Below are 25,069 nucleotides of genomic sequence, written 5' to 3'. Positions count from 1 at the left end.
CGCGTCAGGACCGGTCGCGGATGAGCGCCCGCAAGCCCTGGGAAACGCCCGGCTTGCGGGCCTCGCGCCCGACGGCGCCTGCCGCCAGCGCAGCGGCGCCAAGCGTCTGGGGCGGCGCGGGCTGGCGGGATTCGGCGCGCTGGTCGCCGCGCGCGCGCGGCGCGGCCGCCGCAGCAGGAGCAGCGGGCGTGCCGACCGGATCGCTGGCCGACATGATCTCGGCGCGGACCGGACGCGGCGGCGAGAACAGCGCGCCCTGCGCCAGTTTCACGTCGTAGTCGAGCAGGTCGACGACCACCGATTCCGTCTCGACCCCCTCGACGACGAGATCGATTCCATAGCGGGCAAAGAGCCCCGCGAGATCCGCGACGTGGATGGAGGCTCCGGTGTCGCCCGCGCGGGCGATCATCAGCGGGGCGGGAACCTTGATCAGGCGGATGCCCTTGTCGGCGAGGTCGCGCGGCTCGATGCGCAGGTCGCGCACGCCGTCCATGGCGAAGCGGAAACCCTTGTCGGACAGCATCCGCAACGTCTCGATATCGAGTGCCGTCATGTCCCTGAGGGAGGACTGGCTGAATCCGAGGACGAGCGAGCCGGCAACGGCGCGCGAGGCCTCGAGCGAGGCGACCAGTTCGGAGGAGAAGGCCGCGTCGGCGAGCGCCGAGCCGGAGACGTCGCAGACGAGGCTGACGTCGCGGTTGCGCGCGGTCAGCCTGCGGACGATCTGGATGCAACGGCCGATGACCTCCGCGTCGAGCGCCGGCATCAGCCCGGAATCCTCGGCGAGACCGCAGTAATCCTCGGAGAGCAGGTTTTGCCCGTCCGCCGTCCGCAGCCGGACCGAGGCCTGGTAGGAGCGGACCTTGCGCTGCGGCAGGGTGACTATCGGCTGCAGGAAGAGTTCGTAGCGCTTGGCCGAGATGGCCTCGTCGATGATGGCGATGGCGTCGGCGCGCGACAGGCCGGCAAAGACCTCAGGGATGTCCGCGTCCGACATCCGGGCCTGCGACCGGCTGCGCAGGGCGGCGGCCTGACGCTGGAGCACCTGGACGGGCGCTGGCGGCGGGGCCGCCTCGCGCTGTGGGCTCTGCGCCACCGGCGGCGGAGGTGCGGCAGGCGGCAGCGCGGCGACGGGAGCGGGTTCCGGCGGCTGCGACCGGACGGTCGCCTGGACGATCGCGGCCTCATGGACCTGGAGGGTTTCGGCGAACTGCTTCACCAGGGCGCCGAGTTCGCCGATTTCGGCAGCGATCGGCTCGGTTGCCGAACGCGCCTGGTCGAGCGCGACGGTCTCGAACCGTTCGACCCTCTGGGCGAGCGCCTGGAGATCGCGGCTGACGTCGGCCGCCGTGCGCGTCAGATCGGCGAAGCGGAGGTCGGCCGACGCCTTGTCGGCGGTGAGCTGGGCTCCGAAATGGCCGATGACCATGGCGAGCAACAAGGCAAAGCCGATGGCCGTCGACGCGCCGGCCTCCACCGCGCCGAGCGTGAAGGCGAGGACGGATGCCGAAACGGCGATCGCCACCATGCAGAGCGCGACGAAGAAGGAACCCGACCGGGGCATGATGAGCCGAATGTGATCCACTGACACGTTGCGAATGCGGAACAATGCAACGTGCATCGCTGATTCGTCTCGCTTTGCGACATCATTCGGCGGTCGGCGGGCGCTTGCGCACAGATCGATCGCCCCCGGCGGGCCGGATGGGCCTCGCGCCGGCCGCGTCGTCTCCGCCAATGGTCCTATTGCATTGCAATATGAGGAGCCGGATTGTCTCCGCCCCCGAGGAGGCTGACATGGCGATCCGTTCCCTTCGTTCCCTGGCCTATGAAGACCTGTCCGTCGGCCTGTCGGAACTGGTGATGAAGACGGTCACGGACCAGGATGTCGTCGGCTTCGCCGATATTTCCGGCGACCAGAATCCGATCCACCTGTGCGACCTCTACGCGTCGAAGACGCGGTTCGGCCAGCGCATCGCCCATGGCCTGTACACCGCGAGCCTCATCTCGGCGGTGATCGGCACGCGCCTTCCCGGCCCCGGCGCCGTCTATCTGTCGCAGACGCTGAACTTCAAGGCGCCGGTGCGCATCGGCGACGTCGTGCGGGTCCATGTGGAGGTCGCCGAGTTGATCGACGCACGCCAGCGGGCCCGGCTCGTCTGCGAATGCGCGGTCGACGCTACCGTGGTTCTCGAGGGCGAGGCCTGGGTGCGCGTTCCCTCCCGCGCCGAACTCGAGGCGGCGGCCTGAGCCGCACCGCCGCTTGACGGCCCGTGCGGCGGTCGGCAGGGTCCGCGCCGACATCACCGGCCCCTCCCGAGACCCCGATCTGCCATGCCTCTCATTCTGCCGCCGCCAAGGCCGCCGGTCTCTTATCCGGTCATCGGCCGTTCCGGCGACATCCCCGGCGCCTTGCGCGGCTGCGTGGTCGCCATCGGCAATTTCGATGGCGTGCACCGCGGCCACAAGCATGTGCTGGCGACCGCGCGGTCGATCGCGGCAAGCGAGCGGCGAGCGGTGCTGGCGCTGACCTTCGAGCCCCACCCACGGAGCTTCTTCCGGCCGGATGTGCCGCTGTTCCGTCTGGGGGACGCCGAGGCCAAGGTGCGGCTGCTCGCCGCCGAGGGCATCGACGGCGTCGCTCTCCTTGCCTTCGATTCCGCCCTCGCCGCGATGTCGTCCGGTGATTTCGTCGACCGCATCCTCGTCGACTGGCTGGGCGCCGCCCATGTCGTCGTCGGCCGTGACTTCAACTACGGTGCGAAGCGCAGTGGCAATGCCGCGACCCTCGCTGCGGCCGGCCACAGCCGGGGCTTCGGGGTCACGCAGGTCGAGGCCCTCTCCGGCCCGCACGGTCCGATCTCCTCCTCGGCGATCCGGACGGCGCTGGCGGAGGGCCGCGTCGAGGTGGCCAATGACCTTCTCGGCCATGCCTGGTTCGTGAGCGCGCCTGTGATCCACGGCGAGAAGCGCGGCCGCGACCTCGGCTATCCCACGGCGAACCTGCGCCTCGATCCAGCCTGCGGCCTGCGCCATGGCATCTATGCCGTGCGCGCCGGCATCGACGGGCGCTGGCACGACGCGGTGGCGAGCTTCGGCAGGCGCCCGACCTTCGACAACGGCGCGCCGCTGCTTGAGGTCCATGTCTTCGATCTGGCGGAGAACCTCTACGACCGGATCATCGACATCGCCTTCGCCTCCTTTCTGCGACCGGAGGAACGATTCGACTCGCTCGAAGCCCTCATCGCGCAGATGGACGCGGACAGTCGACGCGCCCGCGACATCCTCACAAGGCCATGAATCGGCGGAAATCGCAGTATTCTCGACCAAAATGACAGTCCAGAACGCGCGGTTGGCACATTATTAACCGTCTTGATCTGTAGTTCGGAGGAGCAAACAGAACAGAGGACAGCTCCCCCATGCTTTCCCGCCTGCCCCGCCTCAAGATCGGCGGCAAGTCCGTCGCCCTCGTCATCGCGCTCCTCGCAGCGACCGCCATCATCACGATCGTCGCCGGCTGGTCGCTGATCCAGACGCGCAACAACGACACCGCTCTCCGCGAGGCGCAGACGAACCTGCGGACGCTCGCGGTCCTGTTCGCCATGACCCATCCGGATGCCCGCATCGGCCAATCAGGCGAGCGCCTATCGGAAGCGCGGGCGGCCGCCATGCCGACCTTCTCAGACCATACCATCGTCGATCGCACCGTGCAGGCTGTCGGCGGCGTGGCGACGATCTTCGTGACGGATGACAAGGGAATCTTCGTCCGCCGCACGACCAACGTGAAGAAGGAGAACGGAGACCGCGCGGTGGGTACGGCGCTGGCGCCCGACCACCCCGCCCAGACGCCCCTCAAGGCGGCGCAGCCCTACTACGGACCCGCCATGTTGTTCGGGCGGTCCTTCTACACCGCCTACCACCCGGTCGTGGACGCCACCGGAAAGGTCGTCGGCGTGCTGTTCATCGGCATTCCGACGGAACAGCTTCATGCCCAGGCCCGCCAGACCGTCCTCGCGATGATCGCCGCGCTGGCGCTCATCGTCGTGCTGCTCGGTCTCGTCGCGGCCTTCGTGGTGCGTCGCGCGGTCAGGCCCCTCGTCGCGGCCACCGGCGCGCTGGAACGGGTCGCGGCCGGGGACCTCGACACCGCGATCGCCACCCACGACCGGCAGGACGAAATCGGCGACCTGACGCGTGCCCTCGTCGTGTTGCGCGACAATGCCCGCATGGCGAAGGCGGCGGAAGCCGAAAGGCTGGCCGAGGTGGAGCAGCGCGCAGCGCGCGGCCGCCGGCTCGAGGCCGCCATCGTCGGCTACGAGAAGACCATGGCCGAACGGATCGGCGAGGCCAATGACGCCGTTCGCCACCTGGACAGCAGCGCCGGCACCCTGACCACGACGGCACAGGCGGTGATGCACAAGGTCGGCAATGCCTCGGGGGCGACCGACGAGGCGACCGCCAACATGAACGCCGTGGCGAGCGCCGCCCACCAGCTGGCCGCGTCCATCACCGAGATCGGACGTCAGGTGACGGCATCCTCGGAAGTCGCCGGGCGCGCCGTCCGCGAGGCCGGCGACACCGGCTCGCGTGTCGCCGACCTCGACGACGCGGCGCGCAAGATCGGCGAGGTCATCGGCCTCATCACGGCGGTCGCCGAGCAGACCAACCTCCTGGCGCTGAACGCCACCATCGAGGCGGCGAGGGCCGGCGAGGCCGGCAAGGGCTTCGCCGTCGTCGCCGCGGAGGTGAAACAGCTTGCCGGGCAGACGGCCAAGGCGACGGACGAGATCGCCGCCCAGGTCAGCCGCATGCAGTCGGCGACGACCGCGACGGTGCAGGCCATCGGCACCATCACCGAGACGATCGGCTCGATGGACCACATCACCACGGCCATTGCCGCGGCGGTCGATGAGCAGCAGGCCTCCACGGCCGAGATCTCGCGCGCCATCGCGGAAGCCAACGGCCATGTCGACCTTGCCCGCCACTCCATCCGCGACGTCTCCGAGGCCGCAGAAGGCACCGGCAAGTCGGCGCAGGCGGTGGGCCAGGCCAGCCGCCGGCTGTCCGACTGCTCAAGCCGGATCGACGAGGCGCTGAAGGCCTTTGTCGCCGAGGTGCGCGCGGCCTGATCAACAGGGCGAATGCGCCCGATGACGAGCCGCGATTGGACCGGCCGGAGCGGATGGCCTATCGCTCCGGCCCCGTCTTTCTTGGAGGCTCGCCATGTACGTTCCCTCTCTCTTCGCGATGGGCGAGGAGGCCGAGGCCCTGGCCTTCTGCGCCGCGCACCCCTTTGCGGCGCTGGTCACGCAGGGATCGACGGGGCTCTTTGCCACACACCTTCCGGTCATCCTGAAGCGCGAGCCGTCTGGCGAGACCGCCTTCTTCGGTCATATCGCACGGGCCAATCCGCACTGGCAGAACACCGCGGCCGGCGCAGAGGCGCTGCTGATCTTCACCGGTCCGCAGGCCTATGTGAGCCCGTCCTGGTATGCGACCAAGAAGGAGACGGCCAAGGTGGTGCCGACCTGGAACTATGCGGCGGTCCACGTCCGCGGCCAGGTGACCTGGCCGGCGGATCCCGCCTTCCTGCACCAGAACCTTGCCGACCTGACGGATCGGCACGAAGCGGGACGCGAGCATCCCTGGGCGATGTCGGATGCGCCGGACGACTTCGTCGCCATGCAGATGCGCGCCATCGTCGGCATGCATTTCGCCGTGACCGCCTTCGACGCGAAGCTGAAGATGAGCCAGAACCGCCCGGCGGCCGATGTCGAGGGCGTCATCGCTGGTCTTTCGGCCTCCGAGGAGCCGACCGACAGGGCCGTGGCGCGCTGCGTCGCCGACCTCCGTGACAGGCGCGCCTAGAGGAGGGCGCGGATGGCGGCGGCGGCCATGAGGCCGGCGAGAAAGAGAAGACCCGCGTCGCGGTTGGACTTGAACAGCCTCAGGCACAAGTCCGGATCGGCGATGTCCAGCCTGCGCACCTGCCAGGCGAGATGCGCCGCGAAGGCGAACAGACCGAGATAGGCGAGAGGCGGCGCGCCCAGCGTCCAGAGCGCCGCGGTGAAGACAGCGACAGCGGCGCTATAGAACAGCGACAGGAAGATCGGCGTGCGCTCGCCGAAAAGCAGCGCCGTCGACCTGACGCCGACGATGGCGTCGTCCTCGCGGTCCTGATGGGCGTAGATCGTGTCATAGCCGATCACCCAGAGGATCGAACCGGCATAGAGCAGCAGCGCCGGAGGGTCGAGGCGGCCGAAGGCGGCGGCCCAGCCCATCAGTGCGCCCCATGAAAAGGCGAGCCCGAGCACGGACTGCGGCCAGGACGTGATCCGCTTCATGAACGGATAGATGGCGACGACGCCGAGCGAGGCGAGCCCGACGAGCCAGGCGAAGGGCTCTGCCAGCGCCAGCAGCACGAGCGCGCCGAGCGCCACCTGCGCGATGAGGAAGAGCTTCGCCTGCCGGCTGGTCACCTGGCCCGACGGCAGGGGCCGCGAACGGGTGCGCTCGACGAGTGCATCGATGTCGCGGTCGACGAGGTCGTTGTAGGTGCAGCCGGCGCCGCGCATGGCCACAGCGCCGATGGCGAAGAGCGTCATGTGCCAGAGATTGGGGAGCGGGTGTCCGGCGGCGATCGCGGCGAAGGCGGCAGACCACCAGCAGGGCAGCAGCAGCAGCCATGATCCGATAGGACGGTCGGCGCGGGCGAGCCTCAGATAGGGCCGCCACGCCGCCGGGGCGTGCATATCCACCCAGGAGCCTCGAACGGCATCGGCGACCCGTCCGTCAGCGGCTGTCATGGCGGCTCAGAGCGCGCCGGGGGTGCGGAGGTCGAGCTGCGGCCGGCGGCCGGCGTTGGGCGCGAAGGGGTTGCCGCCGCCCGCCTCGGCCTGGCGACGCTGGCGCTCGAGATTGGCGACGCCGTTGCAGGCCTGGGTCCGGTTGCGGGTGATGTTGGTCACGCCGGTATTGACGTCGTTGATGATCTGCTCGGGCAGCCGGCAGAAGTCGGCGTTGGTCTGCACCCACTGCTGCACGCGGCGGAACGAGGTCTGCGCCGTCGTCAGAAGCTGGCATGCGCGCTGGGCGTTGGCCTTGGCCTGCTCAAAAGTCGTCGGCCGGCCGCGCGGCATGCCGGCCTGCGTCTGCTTCATCACCTCCTGGTGGGCGGTGATGATGGGCTGAAATTCGGCCTGACAGATCTCGTTGGCGCGCGCGGCACCGCTGCCGGCGAGGATGCCGGTCAGTGCCAGCGCGAGAAAGGCGGTCTTGTTCGCGTATCGACGGTACATCGTTCGGCCCCTGAACACGTCCGCAGAGCGAGCGAGGTTGAGTGAATGCGGCAGGTTACATATCAATCTGCCTTCATCGTGGCAATGTGACGGCCGGCAACGGCCCTCACCCGCCCCGCGTCCGGGCGCTCATGCGGCGGCCGGCGATGCGGCAGGCAGACGGGATTGAACCATGGCGGCCTATGACTTCACGGCGATCCGGCTCTTCGTGCGGACGCCGATCTCGGCGGGCGCGACGCTGCCGCTCGACCGCGACCAGGCCAACTATCTCCTGAACGTGATGCGCCTCGACGACGGCGCACGGCTGGCGGTCTTCGACGGGACCAGCGGCGAATGGGCGGCAAGGCTCGCCCGCACGGGCCGGAAGACGGCCAGCCTGATCGTCGAGGACCTGATCCGGCCGCAGCCCGACGCCGGCGACCTCTGGCTGCTCTTCGCGCCCCTCAAACACGCCCGGCTCGACTACATGGTGCAGAAGGCGGTCGAAATGGGGGTGACGCGGCTCGTCCCGGTCGTGACGCGCCACACGCAGGCAGCCCGCGTCAATCTGGAACGTATGAGGGCCAACGCCGTCGAGGCCGCGGAACAATGCGGCATCCTGACGGTTGCCGACTGCGATGACTCACAGCCCCTTGCCAAAGCCCTTGCCGCCCTGCCGGCCGACCGGTTGCTCGTTTTCTGCGACGAGGACGCCGCCCTTGCCAATCCGGTGCAGGCACTCGCGGCCTTTGCCCCGGCGTCCGGGGGCATCGCCGTCGTTATCGGCCCCGAAGGCGGATTTGCCGAGGAGGAGCGCGCCATGCTCGCGCGCCGGCCGAACACGGTCGCCATTTCGCTCGGGCCGCGCATCCTGCGCGCCGATACGGCAGCCGTCGCAGCTCTGGCGGTGGTGCAGGCAAGCCTTGGCGACTGGCGTTGACGCATCGCCACAGACGCGAAGCAGGCAGCAGCGGATGCGGCGCTTCTCGCGCGCCAAGTCAACCGATTTAAGTTCACGCCATCTTTCAAGGCGTTACGGAATCGTGGCGATCGGTGTCCGGATCGGGCCACATTTCTGCCCTCCGCACTGACAGCTTCTCACGCACCGGATGGCGCCCCGCTTGGGGGAGGGGTGATCCGGACCCGGCCGCCATCGGGCAGCCGACGAGGACCAATATTGACGATAAATCATGGAGATAGTCATGTCAGACACCCGCCGCTTCGGGATCGAGGAAGAGTTCTTCGTCGTCGACGCCGAAACCAAGGCCGTGATGCGCCGCATGCCGCAGGGCTTCTTCGACGCGGCCAAGGCCCGGCTCGGCGACCGCATCTCCAGCGAGATGCTGCAATCGCAGGTCGAGCTGACGAGCTCCGTCCACGGGACCCCCACCTCCGCCCGAAACGAACTGCAGGCGATGCGCGGCATGCTGGGGGAGGTCGCCGCCAGCCACGGCCTCGCCATCCTCGCCTCCGGCACCCACCCCACCGCCATGTGGGCGACGCAGCGCGCCAGCGACGCCCCGCGATACGACAGCGTCATGCACGATCTGCAGATGCTCGGGCAGCGCAACATCGTCTGCGGGCTGCATGTCCATGCCGAATTCGACGACCTTTCGCGGCGCATCGACGTGATGGGCCGGCTGATGCCGACCATCCCGCTCATCATCGCCCTGTCGACCTCCTCGCCCTTCTGGCAGTCGCGCTCAACCGGACTGATGGGCTATCGCCTCGCCGCCTATGACGAGTTGCCGCGCACCGGGCTGCCGGAGATGTTCAAGACCCAGGCCGAGTATGACGACTACGTCTCGCTGCTGGTGGAGGCGCGGATCATCGAGGATTCAAGCTACGTCTGGTGGGCGGTGCGGCCATCCCGGCGGTTCCCGACGCTGGAACTGCGGGCGCCCGATTCCTGCACCCATCTCGACGATGCGCTGGCGATCGCGGCGCTGTACCGGTCCATGGTGCGCTACCTGCTGCGCCACCCGGACTTCCGCTCCGACCTGTCGCCGCTGTCGCGGGCCGTGGCGCAGGAGAACAAGTGGCGCGCCCAGCGCTACGGCATCCACGGTTCATTCGTCGACGAGCAGCGTCGCACCACAATCTCGATCACCGACCTCGTGAAGGAGACCGTCGCCATGCTGGAGGAAGACGCCGAGGCCCTCGACTGCGCCGACGATCTCGCCCGCTGCCTCGACATCGCCGCCCGCGGCACCAGCGCCGACGGCCAGCTCATGGTGTGGAAATCGGCCCTCGGCCTTGCCGAGACGCCACATGATGCGCTGCGCGCGGTGAAGACCTGGATCGCCCACCAGACGCTGCAGTGACGGGACGGGCGGGGCCGCTCAGAACAGCGTTCCCTGCCCCTCGCCGCTCTTGCGCGCCTTCGGCTCGGCGCTGCGCGCCGGGCTCTTCGGCGCGGCGGGCGGCACCTCGCCATCCGCCGTGGCGGCGATGCTGCCGTCGGTGAACTGGATGGCGAGCGCCATGCCCGGCGTCACCGCGCCGGCCGTACGCAGGGGGCGGCCCTCGCCGTCGCGCACCAGCGCGAAGCCGCGCGCCAGCACCCCCTGATACGACAGGGCCGTCAGCAGTTTGGCGGCGCCGTCCAGCCGGTCGCGGCGGCGGCGCAGGATGAGGTCGACCGCGCGCGGCGCGCGGGCATAGAGCCCGTCGAGGCGCTCGCGCGCGCGGCCGATGCGGTCCGACTGGGTCCGGGCATAGACGCCGAGCGAGCGGGCCGACCGATCCGACAGGGCGTTGAAGGTCTGGCGGCGCAATTCGGTGCGGCGCGAGAGCGCGGCCGCGGCGCGGCCAGACAGGGCCTCGATCCGATCCCGCGACCGCGCGATCCTCCCGGCCAGCAGCGCCGGGGACAGGCGGGTCGCGGCGCGCACCAGCCGGGTCCGATGGGCGGCGGCATTGGCCGCCAATGCATTGGGCAATCGCTCCGAAGCGGCGTCGAGGCGCTGGCGGGCCGCCTCCAGAAGGCGCTCGGCATCCGGCAAGGCGCGGGTGGCGGCGCGCAATTCGGTGCGCCGGCTCTCCATGCCGCGGGCGACAGCGACGGTCAGGCGGCGGCCGAGGCCCGCCGTCTCGGCGATGAGGTCGGCGCGCACCGGCACGGCCATTTCGGCGGCTGCCGTCGGGGTTGGCGCGCGCCGGTCGGCGGCAAAGTCGATGAGGGTCGTATCCGTTTCGTGGCCGACCGCCGAGATGAGCGGGATGGCGCTCTCGAAGGCGGCGCGGACGACGATCTCCTCGTTGAAGCCCCAGAGGTCCTCCAGCGAGCCGCCTCCGCGGGCCACGATGATGACGTCGGGACGGGGCAGGTCGTCGTCAGGTCCGATGGCGTTGAAGCCACGAATGGCATTGGCGACCTCGGCGGCGCTGCCCTCGCCCTGCACGCGCACGGGCCAGACGAGAACCGTGCGCGGGAAACGATCCTCCAGCCGGTGCAGGATGTCGCGGATGACGGCCCCGGTCGGCGAGGTGACGACGCCGATCACCGTGGGCAGATAGGGCAAGGGCCGCTTGCGGGCGGCGTCGAACAGGCCTTCCGCCGCGAGCTTCTTCCGCCGTTCCTCGAGCAGCGCCATCAACGCGCCGACGCCGGCCGGCTCCAGGCTCTCGATGACGACCTGGTATTTCGACGAGCCGGGGAAGGTGGTGACGCGGCCGGTGGCGATGACCTCGAGGCCCTCCTGCGGCTTGAACTTCAGCCGGCCATAGACGCCCTTCCAGATCACAGCCTCGATGGTGGCGCCCTCGTCCTTCAGGCGGAAATAGACGTGGCCGGAGCCGCTCGGTCCCTTGAAGCCCGAGACCTCGCCGCGCAGGCGCACAAAGCCGAAGGCGTCCTCCACCGTCCGCTTGATGGCGGCGGAAAGCTCCGAAACCGAAATCTCGGGCGTGTTGGACGGGACGACATCGGTCATGCGGGCGAATCCGTTGCCGGACGGGGCACTCTTGTCTAGACGCTGCGGGACGAAGGATGAAGCGCCATCCGGCGCGATTTCCGGAGAGAGCCATGAACGTGCTTCTGATCGGCGGCGGCGGCCGGGAACATGCCCTCGCCTGGGCGCTATCGGCGAGCCCGCTGCTCACTAGGCTCCACTGCGCTCCGGGCAATCCGGGTATCGCGGAGCTGGCGACGCTGGCGGCGCTGGACGTGACCGACCACGCCGCGGTCATCGCCTATTGCCGCCAGCATGCGATCACCTTCGTCGTGGTGGGACCGGAGGCGCCGCTGGTGGCGGGCCTTGCCGACGATCTCGATGCGGCCGGAATCAAGGTCTTCGGCCCGTCGAAGGCCGCGGCGCAACTGGAAGGCTCCAAGGGCTTCACCAAGGATCTCTGCCGCGCGTTCGGCATTCCGACCGCGGCCTATGAGCGGTTCACGGCGGCGGAGCCGGCCAGGGACTATGTGCAGCGCATGGGCGCGCCCATCGTCATCAAGGCCGACGGCCTCGCCGCCGGAAAGGGCGTGGTCGTGGCCATGACGCTCGACGAGGCGCTGGCTGCCGTCGACATGATGTTCGAGGGCGGCATGGGCGAGGCCGGCGCCTCGGTCGTCGTCGAGGAGTTCATGACCGGCGAAGAGGCCTCGTTCTTCGCCCTCTGCGACGGCGAGAATGCCCTCGCCCTCGCCACGGCGCAGGACCACAAGCGCGTCGGCGACGGCGACACCGGCCCCAATACCGGCGGCATGGGCGCCTACTCGCCGGCGCCGGTTATGACGCCCGCCATGGTCGAGCGGACCATGGCCGAGATCATCCGCCCCACCCTCGCGGCCATGGCGGCCAAGGGTCATCCGTTCAAGGGGGTTCTCTTTGCCGGCCTGATGATCACGGCCGAGGGACCGAGGCTGATCGAATACAACTGCCGCTTCGGCGACCCGGAATGCCAGGTGCTGATGATGCGGCTGAAGGACGATCTCCTGACGCTGCTCCTCGCCTCGGCCGACGGCCAGCTGAAGACCATGAGCGCGCGCTGGTACGACGAGGTGGCGCTGACCGTCGTCATGGCGGCGAAGGGCTATCCCGGCACGCCCGAGAAGGGCACCGTCATCCGCGGCATCGACCGGGCGCGTGCGCTGGACGGCGTCGAGGTCTTTCATGCCGGCACGGCGACAAAGGATGGCGAGATCGTCGCCCAGGGCGGGCGGGTCCTTGCCGTCACCGCGACGGGACGGACGGTGACGGAGGCGCAGGAAAAAGCCTATCGTGCCGTCGACCTCATCGACTGGCCGGGCGGCTTCTGCCGCCGCGACATTGGCTGGCAGGCGGTGGCGCGGGAACGGGCGGCCCTCGGGCAGAGTTGAGCGCGATCGGTTCCCTTAGGACCGTTCCGGCGCGACGGAAGGATCTGAAATCTTGGCAAGCCCCGTGCAGAACCTCTGGAATACGTTGCGGACAGGTCTGACGAGCGCGATCTCGTCCCGGCTCTCGCGGCGGGACATCGCCCACGCGCGGGGGCTGGAGCCGCTGCTGAGCTGGGAGTTCGATTTCGCGCTGAAACAGGATGACTCAGGTCCGTATTTCGCGGACTGGCGGAACAGGCGGGTGCCGCTCGACCGCCTGACGGTGGTCGCATCCGACATCGACCGGCTGCTGGCGCATATCCGCAACCCGGACGCCGGCATCGCCGACGATCCCGGCGTGGTCCGCAATCCGTGGGACGGGCAGGCCTTCGAGATGGACGACCCGCAGCTCAGCGGCGCGAGGATCGATATCAATGTGTCGCGGCGATCGGGCACCATCGAAGTCGACATCCCGACCGGGGCGTCCGAGCAGCCGGTGCGCCAGACGATCGAGGATCTGGTGCGCTTCGCCGCCGTGATCCGGCGCATGCTTGTGCTGTGGGAGGTCGAGGCCGGCAAGCGGTCCGCTGCACCGACGTAGGGATCGACCGCCGAGACTGAAGGGAAGCGCGGGACAGCCGCGCAACAGATGCCCGCTGCCCTGATGTCACCATCCGGCGCGCTTCCGCGTTATGCTCAAGCCCGATGTCCAAGGAGCGTCCATGTCCACCTTCGATCTGTTTCCCGGCTTCGAATCGCACTGGATCGACACCTCGGTCGGCCAGATCTTCGCGCGCTCCGGCGGATCGGGGCCGCCGCTGCTCCTCGTCCACGGCTTTCCACAGACCCATGTGGAGTGGCACCGAATCGCCCCGGAACTGGCGAAACACTTCACGCTGGTGATGCCCGACCTGCCCGGCTACGGCTGGTCGACGGCGCCGCGCGGCGGCAAGGATCACTATCCCTATGCCAAGCGCGACATGGCGCAACTGATGATCGAGGTGATGTCGGCGCTCGGCCATGTGCGCTTCATGGCCTGCGGCCACGACCGCGGCGCGCGCGTCACCTATCGCATGGCGCTCGACCATCCCGGCCGGCTGGAGCGCATCGCGCTCCTCGACATCGTGCCGACCATCGTCATGTGGGAGCGCATCCGGGCGGCGCCCTCACCGAAAACCGAGCACTGGATCTTCCTGTCCGGCCCCGAAGGCGTGCCTGAGGCGGAGATCGGCCGCAATCCGACCGCCTATCTGGAGGAGAAGCTGGCGCTGTGGACCAAGACCGGCACGCTCGACGCCTATGACAACCGCGCCCTGCAGCACTACCGGAACTCCTTCAACGACCCCTCCCGCATCCATGCGGCGTGCGAGGACTATCGTGCGGGAGCAACGGTCGATCTTGCCGCCGACGAGGCCGACAAGGCTGCGGGCCGGACCATCGACGTGCCGACCCACGTGGTCTGGGGCGATGCCGGTATTCCCTCCACTGGCGCGAGCCCCCTCGACGCCTGGAGGGTGTTCGCGCCGAAGGCGAGCGGCGAAGCTGTCGATTCCGGCCATTTCATTCCGGAGGAGAACCCGGCCGGATGCCTTGCGGCCCTCCTGCCCTTCCTCAGCGCCACGACGCTCGCATGAGAGTCGCGTGGCTGGCTTGACCCGTTCGGCGCCGCCGCTTAACCCGCTCGCATGACCGACGCCCTCACCGCCGCCCCCGTGGCCCTGCCGCCCGTGATCGACAGCCTCGCCGCCATCGCAGGGGACTATGACCTCGTTTTCTCCGATGTCTGGGGCGTCCTGCACAACGGCATGCGCGCCCATCCCCAGGCCTGCGAGGCGCTGGTCGCCATCCGCAAGCGCGGCGTTCCGGTGATCCTCATCACCAATGCGCCGCGCCAGGCTCCGGTAGTGGTGGGCCAACTCGACCGGCTCGGCGTGCCACGCGCCGCCTATGACGCCATCGTCACCTCCGGCGACGTGTCGCGCGACTACATGCGCACGCGCCCGGGCGCGCCGGTGCACCATGTCGGCCCGCAGCGCGACCTCGTCGTTTTCGAGGGGATGGACACGCGCCTCGTCTCCATCGAGGAGGCGGCCTATGTCGTCTGTACCGGCCTGGTCGATGACCGCGTCGAAACCCCCGACGACTATCAGGAACGACTGGAGCGCATGAAGGCGCGCGACCTGTTCTTCCTGTGCGGCAATCCCGACAAGGTGGTCGAGGTCGGCCACGACCTCATCTTCTGCGCCGGCGCGATCGGCGACCGCTACCAGTCGCTGGGCGGCGAGGTGCTCTATGCCGGCAAGCCCTACGAACCGGCCTACGAGGCCTGCTGGCGCTATGCGGAGCGCATTCTTGGCAGGCGGCCCGATCCCTCACGCGTGCTCGCCATCGGCGACGCGATGCGGACCGACGTGGCCGGCGCCGTCCGTATGGGGTTCGACTGCCTGTTCCTGGCCGAGGGGATCCATGCCGAGATCCTGCTCGGACCGGAGGGCATCAGGCCAGAGGGGCTTGCCGCGCTGATCGCGGACACGGGCCAGCATCCCAGCCACGTGATGCGGAAGCTCGCCTGGTAGCGGGCCTGCGCCGCGTCGCCCTACTTGAACATGGCGTCGATATCGTCCTGACGGCTCGCCTTCTTGGCCGGCTTGTCGAACAGCGCATCGACGTCGTTCTGGTCGACGCCTTCGCCGGACAGCTGGGGCCCGTGCAGGATGTTCTTGAGCTTGCGCTCCTCGCGCCGCTTTTCCTCTTCCGTCAGGTAACCTTCGGCATCGGCGGCATTGATGGCTTCGGCGAAGCGGGAGACTCGCGCCTCGATGTGCTTCAGGGTCTCGATCACCTTGGCGACGCGCTGTCCCGTGATGTCCTGGAACGAGCAGGCCTCGAAGATGAGCAGCATGCGCTCGTCGACCATGGCCTTGTAGGCGGCGGGGTCGGAGGCGTCGGCGGCCATCAGTTCCTCTGCGGCGCCCATGATCGTGTCGGTGGCCTTCTCGGTCGCCTTGACGATGGCGTCGAGTTCCATGCCGGCGGCCGGAATGCGGCTGTGCTTCAGGTCGTTCGGCTGCAGGCGGCCGACCTCGGACTTCATGTTGGTGATGAAGGCGGCGATGTCGGAGAGCTCGCGATAGACCGCCATGTCGATGGAGCGGAAGAAGCTCGACAGCGATTCGACCGTCACTTCGGCAAGGCCCACCACATCGGACAGCGAGACCTCGCCGTTGCCCTTGGTGCGGACGAACTGCACGATGCGGTCGAGGTGGTCGGTGGAGACTTTTTTCATTATCGCCTGTTTCCCAAGGACGTCTGCGGCGGCGTCTGTCCGACGGGCCTGAGGCCCCGAAGCGTCAATCGCAGTGGCAATTCCAGCGATCGACGCTGCGCGAGGGGCGCAGCGGCATCGTCAATCAGCGAAGACGGCGTCGATCTTGGCCTTCAGCGTCTGGGCGTTGAACGGCTTCACGATGTAGTTGTTCACGCCGGCCTTCTTGGCGGCGATGACGTTCTCCGTCTTGGATTCCGCGGTGACCATGATGAAGGGCGTGCGGGTGAGCGAGCTGTCGGCGCGCACTTCCTTCAGGAGCTCGTAGCCGGTCATCGGCTCCATGTTCCAGTCGGAGATGACGAGGCCGTATTTCTTCTCCTTCATCTTGGCGAGCGCGGCCGAGCCATCGGACGCATCGTCGATGTCGTCGAAGCCGAGCTGCTTCAGAAGATTGCGGATGATACGGATCATCGTGTTGTAATCGTCGACCACGAGGATCGGCATCGAGAGGTCAACAGCCATCACACTGCTCCAAGCGCCAGCGGGGCTCCTGCCACGCCGTTCCGGAAAGTTGTTCGAGCCGCACACGTCGCGGCGTCCGGTATGAAAATGCCGTTCAGCATTGAAGAAGCGGTTAACGGGGCGTCTGGCCGGCCGAGAAAATCCATCCCAATCCACCTGCGGGGCGTCTGTGCGTATGCAGGGTTACGAATTGGTTTGCCCAGGACGCGGCTGTAGGGTCGGCTTCCTGAGGAGATTGCGCATGACCTACTATCAGGACCAGGCACCTGTCTCGACGGGCCTGCGTGGCCGTTGCCCGCGCTGCGGCGAGGGTCACCTCTTCGACGGGTTCCTGACGGTGAAGCCGAAGTGCAGCGCCTGCGGCCTCGACTACGGCTTCGCCGACGCCGGCGACGGGCCGGCCGTCTTCGTCATCCTGTTCGCCGGCTTCATCATCTGCGCCCTGGCGCTCGTGGTGGAGGTGAAGTACTCGCCGCCCTACTGGGTTCACGCCATCATCTTCCTGCCGCTCGTGCTGATCGTCTGCCTCGGGCTGCTCCGGCCGATGAAGGGGGTCATGATCGCCGTGCAATATCGCAACAGCGCGCACAGGGAACGGCTCGACATGGAGTGAGAGGGACCCTATCTCCGCGTCATGTCTTCGCATACCGACCTTCCCGCGATCCCCCCCGCCCGCCCTCTGACCGACCGCATGCGGTCGCTCGTCCTGCCAGGGCTCGTCTCGGCCCTGGCCCTCGGAATCCTTCTTTCGCTGGGAACCTGGCAGCTGTCGCGCCTTGCCTGGAAGCAGGGCCTGGTCGCCCAGGTGGAAGAGCGCAGCACGGCTCCGGCCATTCCGCTGCCGGGCCGGGAGGCCTGGGGCCGCATGGCCCCGGAGCGGGACGAATATCGCCGCGTGACAGTGACCGGGCGTTTCCGCCACGACGCCGAGGCCTATCTCTATCACGTCGCCGGCGACACCCGGCAGGCCGATCGTGGCCGGCCGCAGGGCCAGGGCTATTTCGTCATGACGCCGCTGGTGACGTCCGGCGGCGACACGGTCATCGTCAACCGCGGTTTCGTGCCGACGGAGCGACGCGACCCCGCGACCCGCGCCACGGGCCAGGTTGAGGGCGAGGCGACCGTCACCGGTCTCGTCCGCTATCCCGAGACGCGCGGCGCCTTCGCGGCGCCAGACGATCCGGCGCGCCGCCTTTTCTACACCCGGGATCTGGTCGCTATGGCGCGCGTCATGGGGGTCAACGCGCGGATGACGGCCCCCTTCTCGATCGATGCAGACGACACCGCCGTTCCGGGCGGCCTGCCGCGCGGCGGCGAGACCCGGCTGACCTTTGCCAACCGTCACCTCGAATATGCGCTGACATGGTTCGGCCTCGCCCTGACGCTGATCGGCGTCTTCGCCGCCTTCGCAATCCAGCGGCTGCGGGGGCGATAGGCGCCCCCGCCTCACATGCCTTCAGGCTTTCCGACCACCACGACGAGGAGCTTCGGATCGCCGAGGAGCCGTCGGGCGACGCGGCGCACATCCTCGATACCGACCGCCTCGATCAAACCGTTGCGGCGGTCGAGATAGTCCGGACCCTCGCCGTCAAGCTGGATGCGGATGAGGTTGGAGGCGATCTGGGTGGAGGTCTCGAACCTCAGCGCCCAGGAGCCGATGAGGTAACGCTTGGCCTGCTCCAGCTCCAGTGGCGTCGGGCCTTCCGCGCCCATGCGCTTCAGTTCCGCCTCGATGACGGCGAGGCTCTCGGCGGCGCGGTCATTGCGGGTGGACGTCCCCCCGGTGAGAAGACCCGTTGCGTCGAGCGCGGCGAGGCCCGTGGACACGGAATAGGCGAGGCCGCGCTTCTCCCTGACCTCCTGATAGAGGCGGGAGGAGAAGCTGCCGCCACCGAGAACGTGGTTCATCACGAAGGCCGGGAAGAAGTCGGGATCGTCGCGCTTGAGCCCTGCGAGGCCGAAGGAGATGGTCGCCTGCGGAATGTCGAGGGGCACGACGCGGCGCTGGCCGGTGTTGGAGATCATCGCCGCGGGAACCGGGACGAGTTCGGCTCGGGCGGGGAGATCACCGAAGACGCCGTCGAGCAGGGGGCCGAGCTCCGCGGCCGTGATGTCGCCCACGACGGACACTTTCAGGTGCTCACGGGCGATCATCCGCCGGTGCAGGGCGGCAAGGTCGACCGCGGTGAGCGCCGTGACGCTCTCCGTCGTGCCCGCGTTGCGCCGGCCGTAGGGATGGCCTGGGAAGGCCGTCGACCAGAACGTGTCGCTGGCGATGGAGCCGGGGTTGGTCGAGGCGCGCCGGATCGCGGCGAGAACGGACTGGCGCATGCGTTCCATCGGCGCGGCGTCGAGGCGCGGGCGCGTGAGCGCCAGCTTCAGCAGGGCCATGGCCTCGTCGCGATGCTCGCTCAGGCTGCGCACCGATCCGGAGAAGAGGTCGCGGCTCGCGGCAAAGCTCATCTCGATGGCGCGATCCTGCAGGCGGCCGTTGAAGGCCTCCGCATCGAGGTCGCCGGCGCCCTCGTCCATCATGGCAGCAAGGAGATGGGCCGCGCCTTCTCGACCGGCAGGATCCTGCGCCGTGCCGCCGCGCACCGCGAAGGACAGGGCGAGGACGGGAAGATGGGTCTGGCGCACCAGCCAGGCCTCGATGCCACCGGGCGAGATTACCCGCTCGACGCGGCTCGACTGGCTTTCGGGCGGCAGGGCGGGCGCGGCGATGGCCGGCGACAGGGCATGGGCCATCATCAGGGCTCCGGCAGCGAGGACAGAGGGGAGCCTGAACATCAGCCCTGCTCCGCGCGGACCAGTTCGCCCGTCACGGCACGCGAAAAGTCGAAGGCGCGGGGCGCCATCGCATTGATCTCGTCGCGGCTGACGGCCCGGATGCGCGCGACCCATTCCTGCAGGTCCTCCATGCTGGAGCCGCAGGTGAGCGCCGCCCCGTACATGCGGGCCATGGAGGACTGGCTGTCCTGCGAATAAACGGAATCGGCGATCAGCCGCGTCTTGGCGCGGGCGATCTCGTCCTCCGTGACGCCGTCGCCGGCGAGCCGCGCCGCCACTTCGAACATCGCCTTCTCGAGGCTGGCGAGCGGCACGTCGGGACGCGGCGAACCATGGATACCGAAGCGACCGTCGCCGAGCGCCGAGCCGGCATAGAAGCAGCCGGCCGAGACCGCCAGACCCGCATCCGCGACCAGGGTCTTGTACATGCGACCATTCGGCGAAGAACCGGCGATCTGGGAGAGAACCTCCAGCGCCTCGGCCTCGCCCGGCCGAGCCGAGCGATAGGACGGGACGACATGGGCATGCGTCAGGCTCGGCTGGCGGACGCGCCGGTCGGCCAGGCGCACGCGCTCGCGCTCGGTGCGCGAAGCGGCCGCGGGACGGCTGCGCGAGGCGATGCGCGGGTTGGCGTCGATCCGCCCGTAGGTCTCCTCGGCGAGGCGGAGAACGGCATCGGGCGCGACGTCGCCGGCGACGACGAGGATGGCGTTGTTCGGGGCATAGTGGCGCCGGTAGAAGGCCAGCGCGTCCTCGCGGTTGAGCTGCCGGATCTCCCGCTCGAACCCGATGATCGGAATGCCGTAGGGGTGCGTCTCGCCCCAGAGCTGGCTCTGCATCCGCTCGCCGAGCCGGGCGCCGGGATCGTTGTCGATGCGCTGGCGCCGCTCCTCGAGCACGACGTCGCGCTCGGGCAGGACGACCTCGTCGGTGAGCACCAGGCCGGTCATCCGGTCCGCCTCGAACTCCATCATCACGGGGAGTTGGTCGCGGACAATCCGCTGGAAGTAGCCGGTGTAGTCATAGGAGGTGAAGGCGTTCTCCTGGCCGCCGGCAGCCGTCACCGCGCGTGAGAACACGTGGATGGGATTGCGCGCCGTTCCCTTGAACAGGAGATGCTCGAGGAAATGGGCGAGCCCCGACTTGCCCGGCTCCTCGTCCGCCGACCCGACCCTGTACCAGAGCATGTGCGTGACGACGGGGATGCGGTGGTCGGGGATGGCGACGACCTCCAGCCCGTTGGCGAGGACGTGCCGGTAGGCGCGTTCGACCGGCACCGAGCCCAGCGACGCCGACGGCATGAGCGCCGGCGCAGCGAGAGCCGCCAGGCCTGTCGTGAACATGCGTCGGGTCATCGGCATCGTACCACCATCGTCGGGGCGTCCTGCCCCATTGAGACACAGAGGCGGCGCGCCTGGCTCATGACAAGCCCGTGAAGGCGGCTCGCCGCCAAAGAAAAGGGCGGCCGAAGCCGCCCTCTGCATGTCGGGTGGTGACCCGGGTTCGTCAATGGCCGACCGCGCCGGCCAGGGCCCGGCCGGACCAGTCGTAGCCCCAGACGTAGATGGCGGCGAAGAGGAACAGCCAGACCACGTCGACGAAGTGCCAGTACCAGGCGGCGGCCTCGAAGCCGAAGTGCTTCTCCGGCGTCAGATGCGTCTCGCGATAGAGGCGCAGCGTGCAGACCAGCAGGAAGATGGTGCCGACGATGACGTGGAAGCCGTGGAAGCCCGTCGCCATGAAGAAGGTGGCGCCGTAGATGTTGCCCGAGAAACCGAAATGGGCGTGGCTGTACTCGTAGGCCTGCAGGCAGGTAAACAGGAAGCCGAGGACGACCGTGAACCACAGGTACATCTTCGCCTGCTCACGCTCGCCGGTGACGATGTGGTGGTGCGCGGCGGTGACCGTGGTGCCGGAGAGCAACAGGACCATGGTTCCCAGCAGCGGAATCTGCAGCGGGTTAAAGGTCTCGATGCCCTTCGGCGGCCAGTGGCCGCCGGTCAGCTCGGTGCGCTGGTACTGGGCGACCTCGCCGGGAAAGAAGGCGGCGTCGAAATAGGCCCAGAACCAGGCGACGAAGAACATCACCTCGGATGCGATGAACATGATCATGCCGTAGCGCAGGTGCAGGGAGACGACCCGCGTGTGATGACCTTCCTGGCCCTCGCGGATCACGTCCGACCACCAGCCGAACATCGTGTAGAGAACGCCGATGAGGCCGGCGAAGAAAACGACCCAGCCGAGCTGGAGCCCGGCCAGCGGCATGGACTTCATCCACATCACGGCGCCGACGGCCATGACGAAGACCGACATCGAGCCGACGAAGGGCCAGGGGCTGAGCGGCACCAGATGGTAGTCGTGATGTTTGGCGTGGGCCTCGGCCATTGAAGTCTCCGTCTGGCTCTTCGCACCGGTGTCGGCCGGCGCGTCGGTCTGTCAGTTGGTTCGCGATGCCGCGGTGGAACCTGCACCCTGGGCGATGGGCTTCGGGGGCTGGTTCTGGCGGAAGAAGGTGTAGCTGAGCGTGATCGTGTTGGCCGAGCGGGCACCCGGATCATCGACGATCGCCGGATCGACGAAATAGACGACCGTGAACTCGCGGGTCTCGCCGGGCGCCAGGGTCTGCTCCGTGAAGCAGAAGCACTCCAGCTTGTTGAAGAAGCGCCCCGTCTCCGACGGGGCGACATTGTAGGTCGCCATGCCGGTGATCGGTTCGCTCGCGGTGTTGGTGACCTGATAGGTCATGGTGTGGGTCTCGCCCGCCTTGATCGTGTGGCGGGCGGTATCGACCCGGAACCGCCAGGGCAGGCCGGGGCCGATATTGGAATCGAAGCGGATATCGACCGTATGATCGATGATCCGGTCGGCCGGACGCTCGGCACGCATCGTCGTCCCGCCGAAGCCGGTCACGCGGCAAAAGAGATCGTAAAGCGGCACAGCGGCATAGGCAGCGCCGAACATGGTGGCGCCGAACAGAAACGCCGACAGCGCCACCTTCACGTCGCGCTTCCAGGTGCGCGGCGCGGGGGTCTCGGGCGTCATCGGCGTGGCGTCGCTCATCGCGGTCTCACATCGGCCGGTTGAGAATGGCCGGCCCCTTGACCAGGGTGACGACCCAGAACAGCGCGCAGAGCCCGACCAGCGCAAAGGCGATCGCGATGTTGCGCTGGCGCTGGCGCCTCTTTTCCTCGGGGGTGAGGACGATGCCGGTCTTCAGCGGGCGCTCGGTCACGACATCCATCTCCTCAGAACAGCCTCGCCACGACGCCCTGCTCGACAAGGAGCACGGCGAAGAGCGCGAAGAGATAGAGGATGGAGAAGGCGAACATACGGCCGGCGGCCTTGCGGGCGGCGGCGCCCTCGCGGCGTCGGTAGATCTCGCTGGCGAGGACCAGCATGCCGAGACCGCCGACGAGAGCGGTGACGGCATAGGCAGTGCCGGCGAAGCCGAGGAACCACGGCGCCATGCCGACCGGCGCCAGCAGCACGGTGTAGAGCAGGATCTGGCGGCGCGTCTCGTCCTCGCCGCAGACCACCGGCAGCATGGGAATGCCGGCGCGGGCGTAGTCGTCGGATTTCAGCAGCGCCAGCGCCCAGAAGTGCGGCGGCGTCCAGATGAAGATGATGAGGAAGAGAACCACCGGTTCGACCAAGATTCCGCCGGTCACGGCGGCCCAGCCGATCATGGGCGGAAAGGCGCCGGCGGCGCCGCCGATGACGATGTTCTGCGGCGTCCAGCGCTTCAGCCACATGGTGTAGACGACGACGTAGAAGAAGATCGTGAAGGCCAGCAGGCCGGCGGCGAGCCAGTTGGCGACGAGACCGAGAACAAGCACCGAACAGGCGGAGAGGAAGAGGCCGAAGGCGAGTGCCTCGCCCGGCGCCACCCGCCCGGCGGGGATCGGCCGCTTCGCGGTCCGGGCCATCAGCGCGTCGACGTCGGCGTCGTACCACATGTTGAGGGCGCCCGACGCCCCGGCTCCGACGGCGATGCACAGGAGGCTGATCGCCGCGAGCACCGGGTGCAGGGACCCGGGTGCGACAACCAGGCCGGTCAAGGCCGTGAACACGACAAGCGACATGACGCGCGGCTTCAGAAGCGCGATGAAGTCACCCGGTTCAGCCTGGCTGACCAGTGCTCCGCGGTTCATTGCCGTTGTGTCGTCGACCAGGGACAAGGCGAACTCGGATCAGTGTTCGGGGCGAGATCGAAGCCCGGGGCGTCATGCTCCGGGCTTCTGAGTGAGGTGGCCGCAGTTCAGCGGATGCGCGGCAGCTCTTCGAACTGGTGGAAGGGCGGCGGCGAGGAGAGCGTCCACTCGAGCGTGGTGGCGCCTTCGCCCCACGGATTCTCGCCCACCCGCTGCTTCTTCGCGAAGGCATGGACGATGCCGGCGAGGAAGATGACCACGCCCACGGCGGCGATATAGGAGCCGATCGAGGAGACGTAGTTCCAGGTCGCGAAGGCGTCGGGATAGTCGACGTAGCGGCGCGGCATGCCCTGCAGACCGAGGAAGTGCTGCGGGAAGAAGATCAGGTTGACGCCGACGAAGGTGACCCAGAAGTGCAGCTTGCCGATGAACTCGGAGTACATGTAGCCGTACATCTTCGGGAACCAGTAGTACCAGGCCGCGAAGATCGCGAAGACGGCGCCCAGCGACAGCACGTAGTGGAAGTGCGCGACGACATAGTAGGTGTCGTGCAGGGCCCGGTCGACGCCGGCGTTGGCGAGGACGACGCCGGTGACGCCGCCCACGGTGAACAGGAAGATGAAGCCGACCGCCCAGAGCATGGGGGTGGTCAACCGGATGGAGCCGCCCCACATCGTGGCGATCCAGGAGAAGATCTTCACGCCCGTCGGCACCGCGATGACCATCGTGGCGGCGACGAAATAGGCCTGCGTCTTCACCGACAGGCCGGCCGTGTACATGTGGTGGGCCCAGACGATGAAGCCGACGACGCCGATGGCGACCATGGCATAGGCCATGCCGAGATAGCCGAAGACCGGCTTTTTCGAGAAGGTCGAGACGATGTGGCTGATGATGCCGAAGGCCGGCAGGATCAGGATGTAGACCTCGGGGTGACCGAAGAACCAGAACAGGTGCTGGAACAGGATGGGATCACCGCCGCCGGCGGGGTCGAAGAAGGTCGTGCCGAAGTTGCGGTCCGTCAGCAGCATGGTGATGGCGCCCGCCAGAACCGGGAGCGACAGCAGCAGCAGGAAGGCGGTGACCAGCACGGACCAGGCGAACAGCGGCATCTTGTGCAGCGTCATGCCGGGGGCGCGCATGTTGAAGATGGTGGTGATGAAGTTGATCGCGCCGAGGAGCGAGGAGGCGCCCGCGATGTGGAGCGACAGGATCACGAAATCCATGGCCGGGCCGGGGTGGCCGAGCTTGGAGGAGAGCGGCGGGTAGATCGTCCAGCCGCCGCCGAAGCCGTTGGCGCCCGTCGGACCCTCGACGAAGAGCGAGATCAGCAGGAGGGCGAAGGACGGCGGCAGCAGCCAGAACGAGATGTTGTTCATGCGCGGGAAGGCCATGTCCGGCGCGCCGATCATGATCGGCACGAACCAGTTGGCGAAGCCGCCGATGAGGGCCGGCATGACCATGAAGAAGATCATGATGACGCCGTGGCCGGTGGTGAACACGTTGAACGTGTGCGGATTGGAGAAGATCTGCATTCCCGGTTCCATCAGCTCCATGCGGATGCCGATGGACAGGGTGAACCCGATGAGCCCCGCGAAGATCGCGAAGATCAGGTACATCGTGCCGATGTCTTTGTGGTTCGTCGAATAGATGTAGCGTCGCCACCCGGTGGGAATGGCGTGGTCGTCGTGATGGTCGTGACCGGCGGTCGCGTGAGCCTCAGCCATGATGGGTTCGATCCTCGACAGGTATCGTCTCGGGAGGCGGC

At 68.2% G+C, this 25,069-nt stretch carries 25 protein-coding genes; 12 read left to right on the top strand and 13 right to left on the bottom strand.

Translation table 11 applies throughout. The features are described from left to right. Positions 1-4: 4 nt before the first annotated feature. Positions 5-1,564, bottom strand: coding sequence for an EAL domain-containing protein (locus ACJ4V0_RS01450; RefSeq protein WP_448297764.1), 1,560 nt, complete (start codon positions 1,562-1,564; stop codon positions 5-7). A 230-nt stretch (positions 1,565-1,794) separates the two neighbouring features. Here ACJ4V0_RS01450 and ACJ4V0_RS01445 point away from each other — a divergent pair, with 230 nt between their 5' ends. The 4 genes from ACJ4V0_RS01445 (at position 1,795) to ACJ4V0_RS01430 (ending at position 5,865) form a co-directional block, all read left to right on the top strand. Then, positions 1,795-2,247 carry a MaoC family dehydratase gene (locus ACJ4V0_RS01445; RefSeq protein WP_448297763.1) on the top strand — a complete coding sequence of 151 codons (453 nt, stop codon included), beginning with the start codon at positions 1,795-1,797 and terminating at the stop codon, positions 2,245-2,247. 84 nt (positions 2,248-2,331) lie between these two features. Continuing rightward, positions 2,332-3,297, top strand: a complete 966-nt coding sequence (locus ACJ4V0_RS01440) for a bifunctional riboflavin kinase/FAD synthetase (RefSeq protein WP_448297762.1) — start codon at positions 2,332-2,334, stop codon at positions 3,295-3,297. Positions 3,298-3,416: 119 nt separating this feature from the next. After that, complete coding sequence (locus ACJ4V0_RS01435; protein WP_448297761.1) at positions 3,417-5,126, top strand: methyl-accepting chemotaxis protein; 1,710 nt, start codon at positions 3,417-3,419, stop codon at positions 5,124-5,126. A 94-nt stretch (positions 5,127-5,220) separates the two neighbouring features. Further along, on the top strand, positions 5,221-5,865 hold the full coding sequence (locus tag ACJ4V0_RS01430; protein ID WP_448297760.1) for an FMN-binding negative transcriptional regulator: 645 nt from the start codon (positions 5,221-5,223) through the stop codon (positions 5,863-5,865). On the opposite strand, the gene ubiA is transcribed toward ACJ4V0_RS01430, so the two are convergent. Next, on the bottom strand, positions 5,862-6,803 hold the full coding sequence (ubiA, locus tag ACJ4V0_RS01425) for a 4-hydroxybenzoate octaprenyltransferase (protein ID WP_448297759.1): 942 nt from the start codon (positions 6,801-6,803) through the stop codon (positions 5,862-5,864). The two genes, ACJ4V0_RS01430 and ubiA, sit on opposite strands and share 4 nt — an antisense overlap. Positions 6,804-6,809: 6 nt before the next feature. Then, the gene (locus ACJ4V0_RS01420; protein WP_448297758.1) at positions 6,810-7,295 is read right to left on the bottom strand and encodes a hypothetical protein; all 486 of its coding nucleotides are present in this window, start codon (positions 7,293-7,295) and stop codon (positions 6,810-6,812) included. Between the two features lie 172 nt (positions 7,296-7,467). Here ACJ4V0_RS01420 and ACJ4V0_RS01415 point away from each other — a divergent pair, with 172 nt between their 5' ends. Together ACJ4V0_RS01415 and ACJ4V0_RS01410 are read left to right on the top strand one after the other, a co-directional pair. Continuing rightward, a complete protein-coding gene (locus ACJ4V0_RS01415) occupies positions 7,468-8,214 on the top strand; it encodes a 16S rRNA (uracil(1498)-N(3))-methyltransferase (RefSeq protein ID WP_448297757.1) in 747 nt (248 codons plus the stop codon). 262 nt (positions 8,215-8,476) lie between these two features. Further along, a complete protein-coding gene (locus tag ACJ4V0_RS01410) occupies positions 8,477-9,598 on the top strand; it encodes a carboxylate-amine ligase (protein WP_448297756.1) in 1,122 nt (373 codons plus the stop codon). An 18-nt stretch (positions 9,599-9,616) separates the two neighbouring features. Here ACJ4V0_RS01410 and xseA read toward each other — a convergent pair whose 3' ends face one another. After that, positions 9,617-11,209 (bottom strand): exodeoxyribonuclease VII large subunit, encoded by a 1,593-nt coding sequence (gene xseA / locus ACJ4V0_RS01405; protein ID WP_448297755.1) that lies wholly within the window; start codon positions 11,207-11,209, stop codon positions 9,617-9,619. Positions 11,210-11,301: 92 nt separating this feature from the next. Here xseA and purD point away from each other — a divergent pair, with 92 nt between their 5' ends. From purD to ACJ4V0_RS01385, 4 genes are all read left to right on the top strand, one after another. Further along, positions 11,302-12,594 (top strand): phosphoribosylamine--glycine ligase, encoded by a 1,293-nt coding sequence (purD, locus tag ACJ4V0_RS01400; protein WP_448297754.1) that lies wholly within the window; start codon positions 11,302-11,304, stop codon positions 12,592-12,594. Between the two features lie 52 nt (positions 12,595-12,646). Further along, a complete protein-coding gene (locus ACJ4V0_RS01395) occupies positions 12,647-13,174 on the top strand; it encodes a hypothetical protein (protein WP_448297753.1) in 528 nt (175 codons plus the stop codon). Between the two features lie 121 nt (positions 13,175-13,295). Next, entirely contained in the window at positions 13,296-14,207 is a 912-nt protein-coding gene (locus ACJ4V0_RS01390) for an alpha/beta fold hydrolase (RefSeq protein WP_448297752.1), read from the top strand. Positions 14,208-14,258: 51 nt separating this feature from the next. Further along, on the top strand, positions 14,259-15,149 hold the full coding sequence (locus ACJ4V0_RS01385) for a TIGR01459 family HAD-type hydrolase (protein ID WP_448297751.1): 891 nt from the start codon (positions 14,259-14,261) through the stop codon (positions 15,147-15,149). A gap of 20 nt (positions 15,150-15,169) precedes the next feature. Here the strand turns inward: ACJ4V0_RS01385 and ACJ4V0_RS01380 are convergent, their stop codons facing one another. Then, positions 15,170-15,859 carry a protein phosphatase CheZ gene (locus tag ACJ4V0_RS01380; protein ID WP_448297750.1) on the bottom strand — a complete coding sequence of 230 codons (690 nt, stop codon included), beginning with the start codon at positions 15,857-15,859 and terminating at the stop codon, positions 15,170-15,172. Positions 15,860-15,979: 120 nt separating this feature from the next. Next, complete coding sequence (locus ACJ4V0_RS01375; RefSeq protein ID WP_448297749.1) at positions 15,980-16,363, bottom strand: response regulator; 384 nt, start codon at positions 16,361-16,363, stop codon at positions 15,980-15,982. Between the two features lie 241 nt (positions 16,364-16,604). Here ACJ4V0_RS01375 and ACJ4V0_RS01370 point away from each other — a divergent pair, with 241 nt between their 5' ends. Continuing rightward, the gene (locus tag ACJ4V0_RS01370) at positions 16,605-16,976 is read left to right on the top strand and encodes a DUF983 domain-containing protein (RefSeq protein ID WP_448297748.1); all 372 of its coding nucleotides are present in this window, start codon (positions 16,605-16,607) and stop codon (positions 16,974-16,976) included. 78 nt (positions 16,977-17,054) lie between these two features. After that, entirely contained in the window at positions 17,055-17,798 is a 744-nt protein-coding gene (locus ACJ4V0_RS01365; protein WP_448297747.1) for an SURF1 family protein, read from the top strand. Between the two features lie 11 nt (positions 17,799-17,809). On the opposite strand, the gene ACJ4V0_RS01360 is transcribed toward ACJ4V0_RS01365, so the two are convergent. From ACJ4V0_RS01360 to ctaD, 7 genes are all read right to left on the bottom strand, one after another. Then, positions 17,810-19,153 (bottom strand): M16 family metallopeptidase, encoded by a 1,344-nt coding sequence (locus tag ACJ4V0_RS01360; RefSeq protein ID WP_448297746.1) that lies wholly within the window; start codon positions 19,151-19,153, stop codon positions 17,810-17,812. Continuing rightward, positions 19,153-20,496 (bottom strand): M16 family metallopeptidase, encoded by a 1,344-nt coding sequence (locus ACJ4V0_RS01355; protein ID WP_448297745.1) that lies wholly within the window; start codon positions 20,494-20,496, stop codon positions 19,153-19,155. The genes ACJ4V0_RS01360 and ACJ4V0_RS01355 overlap by 1 nt, the downstream gene beginning before the upstream one ends. Positions 20,497-20,659: 163 nt before the next feature. After that, positions 20,660-21,538: a cytochrome c oxidase subunit 3 gene (locus tag ACJ4V0_RS01350; protein WP_448297744.1), complete on the bottom strand. Its 879-nt coding sequence runs from the start codon at positions 21,536-21,538 to the stop codon at positions 20,660-20,662. Between the two features lie 51 nt (positions 21,539-21,589). Continuing rightward, positions 21,590-22,213 carry a cytochrome c oxidase assembly protein gene (locus tag ACJ4V0_RS01345; protein WP_448297743.1) on the bottom strand — a complete coding sequence of 208 codons (624 nt, stop codon included), beginning with the start codon at positions 22,211-22,213 and terminating at the stop codon, positions 21,590-21,592. Positions 22,214-22,220: 7 nt separating this feature from the next. Next, positions 22,221-22,394 (bottom strand): cytochrome c oxidase system small membrane protein, encoded by a 174-nt coding sequence (locus ACJ4V0_RS01340; RefSeq protein WP_448297742.1) that lies wholly within the window; start codon positions 22,392-22,394, stop codon positions 22,221-22,223. Positions 22,395-22,398: 4 nt separating this feature from the next. Beyond that, positions 22,399-23,304 carry a heme o synthase gene (locus ACJ4V0_RS01335; RefSeq protein ID WP_448297741.1) on the bottom strand — a complete coding sequence of 302 codons (906 nt, stop codon included), beginning with the start codon at positions 23,302-23,304 and terminating at the stop codon, positions 22,399-22,401. Between the two features lie 107 nt (positions 23,305-23,411). Next, complete coding sequence (gene ctaD / locus ACJ4V0_RS01330; RefSeq protein WP_448297740.1) at positions 23,412-25,028, bottom strand: cytochrome c oxidase subunit I; 1,617 nt, start codon at positions 25,026-25,028, stop codon at positions 23,412-23,414. Positions 25,029-25,069 lie beyond the last annotated feature (41 nt).

The organism is Phreatobacter aquiterrae (genome assembly GCF_053471285.1).
The sequence above is the reverse complement of the archived record's forward strand: the minus strand, read 5'-3'. Positions and strand labels throughout refer to the sequence as shown.

Excerpts from the sequence above, each read along its gene's own strand:
- ACJ4V0_RS01450 (WP_448297764.1), bottom strand. The coding sequence starts at position 1,564 with ATGCCCCGGTCGGGTTCCTTCTTCGTCGCGCTCTGCATGGTGGCGATC.
- ACJ4V0_RS01445 (WP_448297763.1), top strand. The coding sequence starts at position 1,795 with ATGGCGATCCGTTCCCTTCGTTCCCTGGCCTATGAAGACCTGTCCGTC.
- ACJ4V0_RS01440 (WP_448297762.1), top strand. The coding sequence starts at position 2,332 with ATGCCTCTCATTCTGCCGCCGCCAAGGCCGCCGGTCTCTTATCCGGTC.
- ACJ4V0_RS01435 (WP_448297761.1), top strand. The coding sequence starts at position 3,417 with ATGCTTTCCCGCCTGCCCCGCCTCAAGATCGGCGGCAAGTCCGTCGCC.
- ACJ4V0_RS01430 (WP_448297760.1), top strand. The coding sequence starts at position 5,221 with ATGTACGTTCCCTCTCTCTTCGCGATGGGCGAGGAGGCCGAGGCCCTG.
- ubiA (WP_448297759.1), bottom strand. The coding sequence starts at position 6,803 with ATGACAGCCGCTGACGGACGGGTCGCCGATGCCGTTCGAGGCTCCTGG.
- ACJ4V0_RS01420 (WP_448297758.1), bottom strand. The coding sequence starts at position 7,295 with ATGTACCGTCGATACGCGAACAAGACCGCCTTTCTCGCGCTGGCACTG.
- ACJ4V0_RS01415 (WP_448297757.1), top strand. The coding sequence starts at position 7,468 with ATGGCGGCCTATGACTTCACGGCGATCCGGCTCTTCGTGCGGACGCCG.
- ACJ4V0_RS01410 (WP_448297756.1), top strand. The coding sequence starts at position 8,477 with ATGTCAGACACCCGCCGCTTCGGGATCGAGGAAGAGTTCTTCGTCGTC.
- xseA (WP_448297755.1), bottom strand. The coding sequence starts at position 11,209 with ATGACCGATGTCGTCCCGTCCAACACGCCCGAGATTTCGGTTTCGGAG.
- purD (WP_448297754.1), top strand. The coding sequence starts at position 11,302 with ATGAACGTGCTTCTGATCGGCGGCGGCGGCCGGGAACATGCCCTCGCC.
- ACJ4V0_RS01390 (WP_448297752.1), top strand. The coding sequence starts at position 13,296 with ATGTCCACCTTCGATCTGTTTCCCGGCTTCGAATCGCACTGGATCGAC.
- ACJ4V0_RS01385 (WP_448297751.1), top strand. The coding sequence starts at position 14,259 with ATGACCGACGCCCTCACCGCCGCCCCCGTGGCCCTGCCGCCCGTGATC.
- ACJ4V0_RS01380 (WP_448297750.1), bottom strand. The coding sequence starts at position 15,859 with ATGAAAAAAGTCTCCACCGACCACCTCGACCGCATCGTGCAGTTCGTC.
- ACJ4V0_RS01375 (WP_448297749.1), bottom strand. The coding sequence starts at position 16,363 with ATGGCTGTTGACCTCTCGATGCCGATCCTCGTGGTCGACGATTACAAC.
- ACJ4V0_RS01370 (WP_448297748.1), top strand. The coding sequence starts at position 16,605 with ATGACCTACTATCAGGACCAGGCACCTGTCTCGACGGGCCTGCGTGGC.
- ACJ4V0_RS01365 (WP_448297747.1), top strand. The coding sequence starts at position 17,055 with ATGCGGTCGCTCGTCCTGCCAGGGCTCGTCTCGGCCCTGGCCCTCGGA.
- ACJ4V0_RS01360 (WP_448297746.1), bottom strand. The coding sequence starts at position 19,153 with ATGTTCAGGCTCCCCTCTGTCCTCGCTGCCGGAGCCCTGATGATGGCC.
- ACJ4V0_RS01355 (WP_448297745.1), bottom strand. The coding sequence starts at position 20,496 with ATGTTCACGACAGGCCTGGCGGCTCTCGCTGCGCCGGCGCTCATGCCG.
- ACJ4V0_RS01350 (WP_448297744.1), bottom strand. The coding sequence starts at position 21,538 with ATGGCCGAGGCCCACGCCAAACATCACGACTACCATCTGGTGCCGCTC.
- ACJ4V0_RS01345 (WP_448297743.1), bottom strand. The coding sequence starts at position 22,213 with ATGAGCGACGCCACGCCGATGACGCCCGAGACCCCCGCGCCGCGCACC.
- ACJ4V0_RS01340 (WP_448297742.1), bottom strand. The coding sequence starts at position 22,394 with ATGGATGTCGTGACCGAGCGCCCGCTGAAGACCGGCATCGTCCTCACC.
- ACJ4V0_RS01335 (WP_448297741.1), bottom strand. The coding sequence starts at position 23,304 with ATGAACCGCGGAGCACTGGTCAGCCAGGCTGAACCGGGTGACTTCATC.
- ctaD (WP_448297740.1), bottom strand. The coding sequence starts at position 25,028 with ATGGCTGAGGCTCACGCGACCGCCGGTCACGACCATCACGACGACCAC.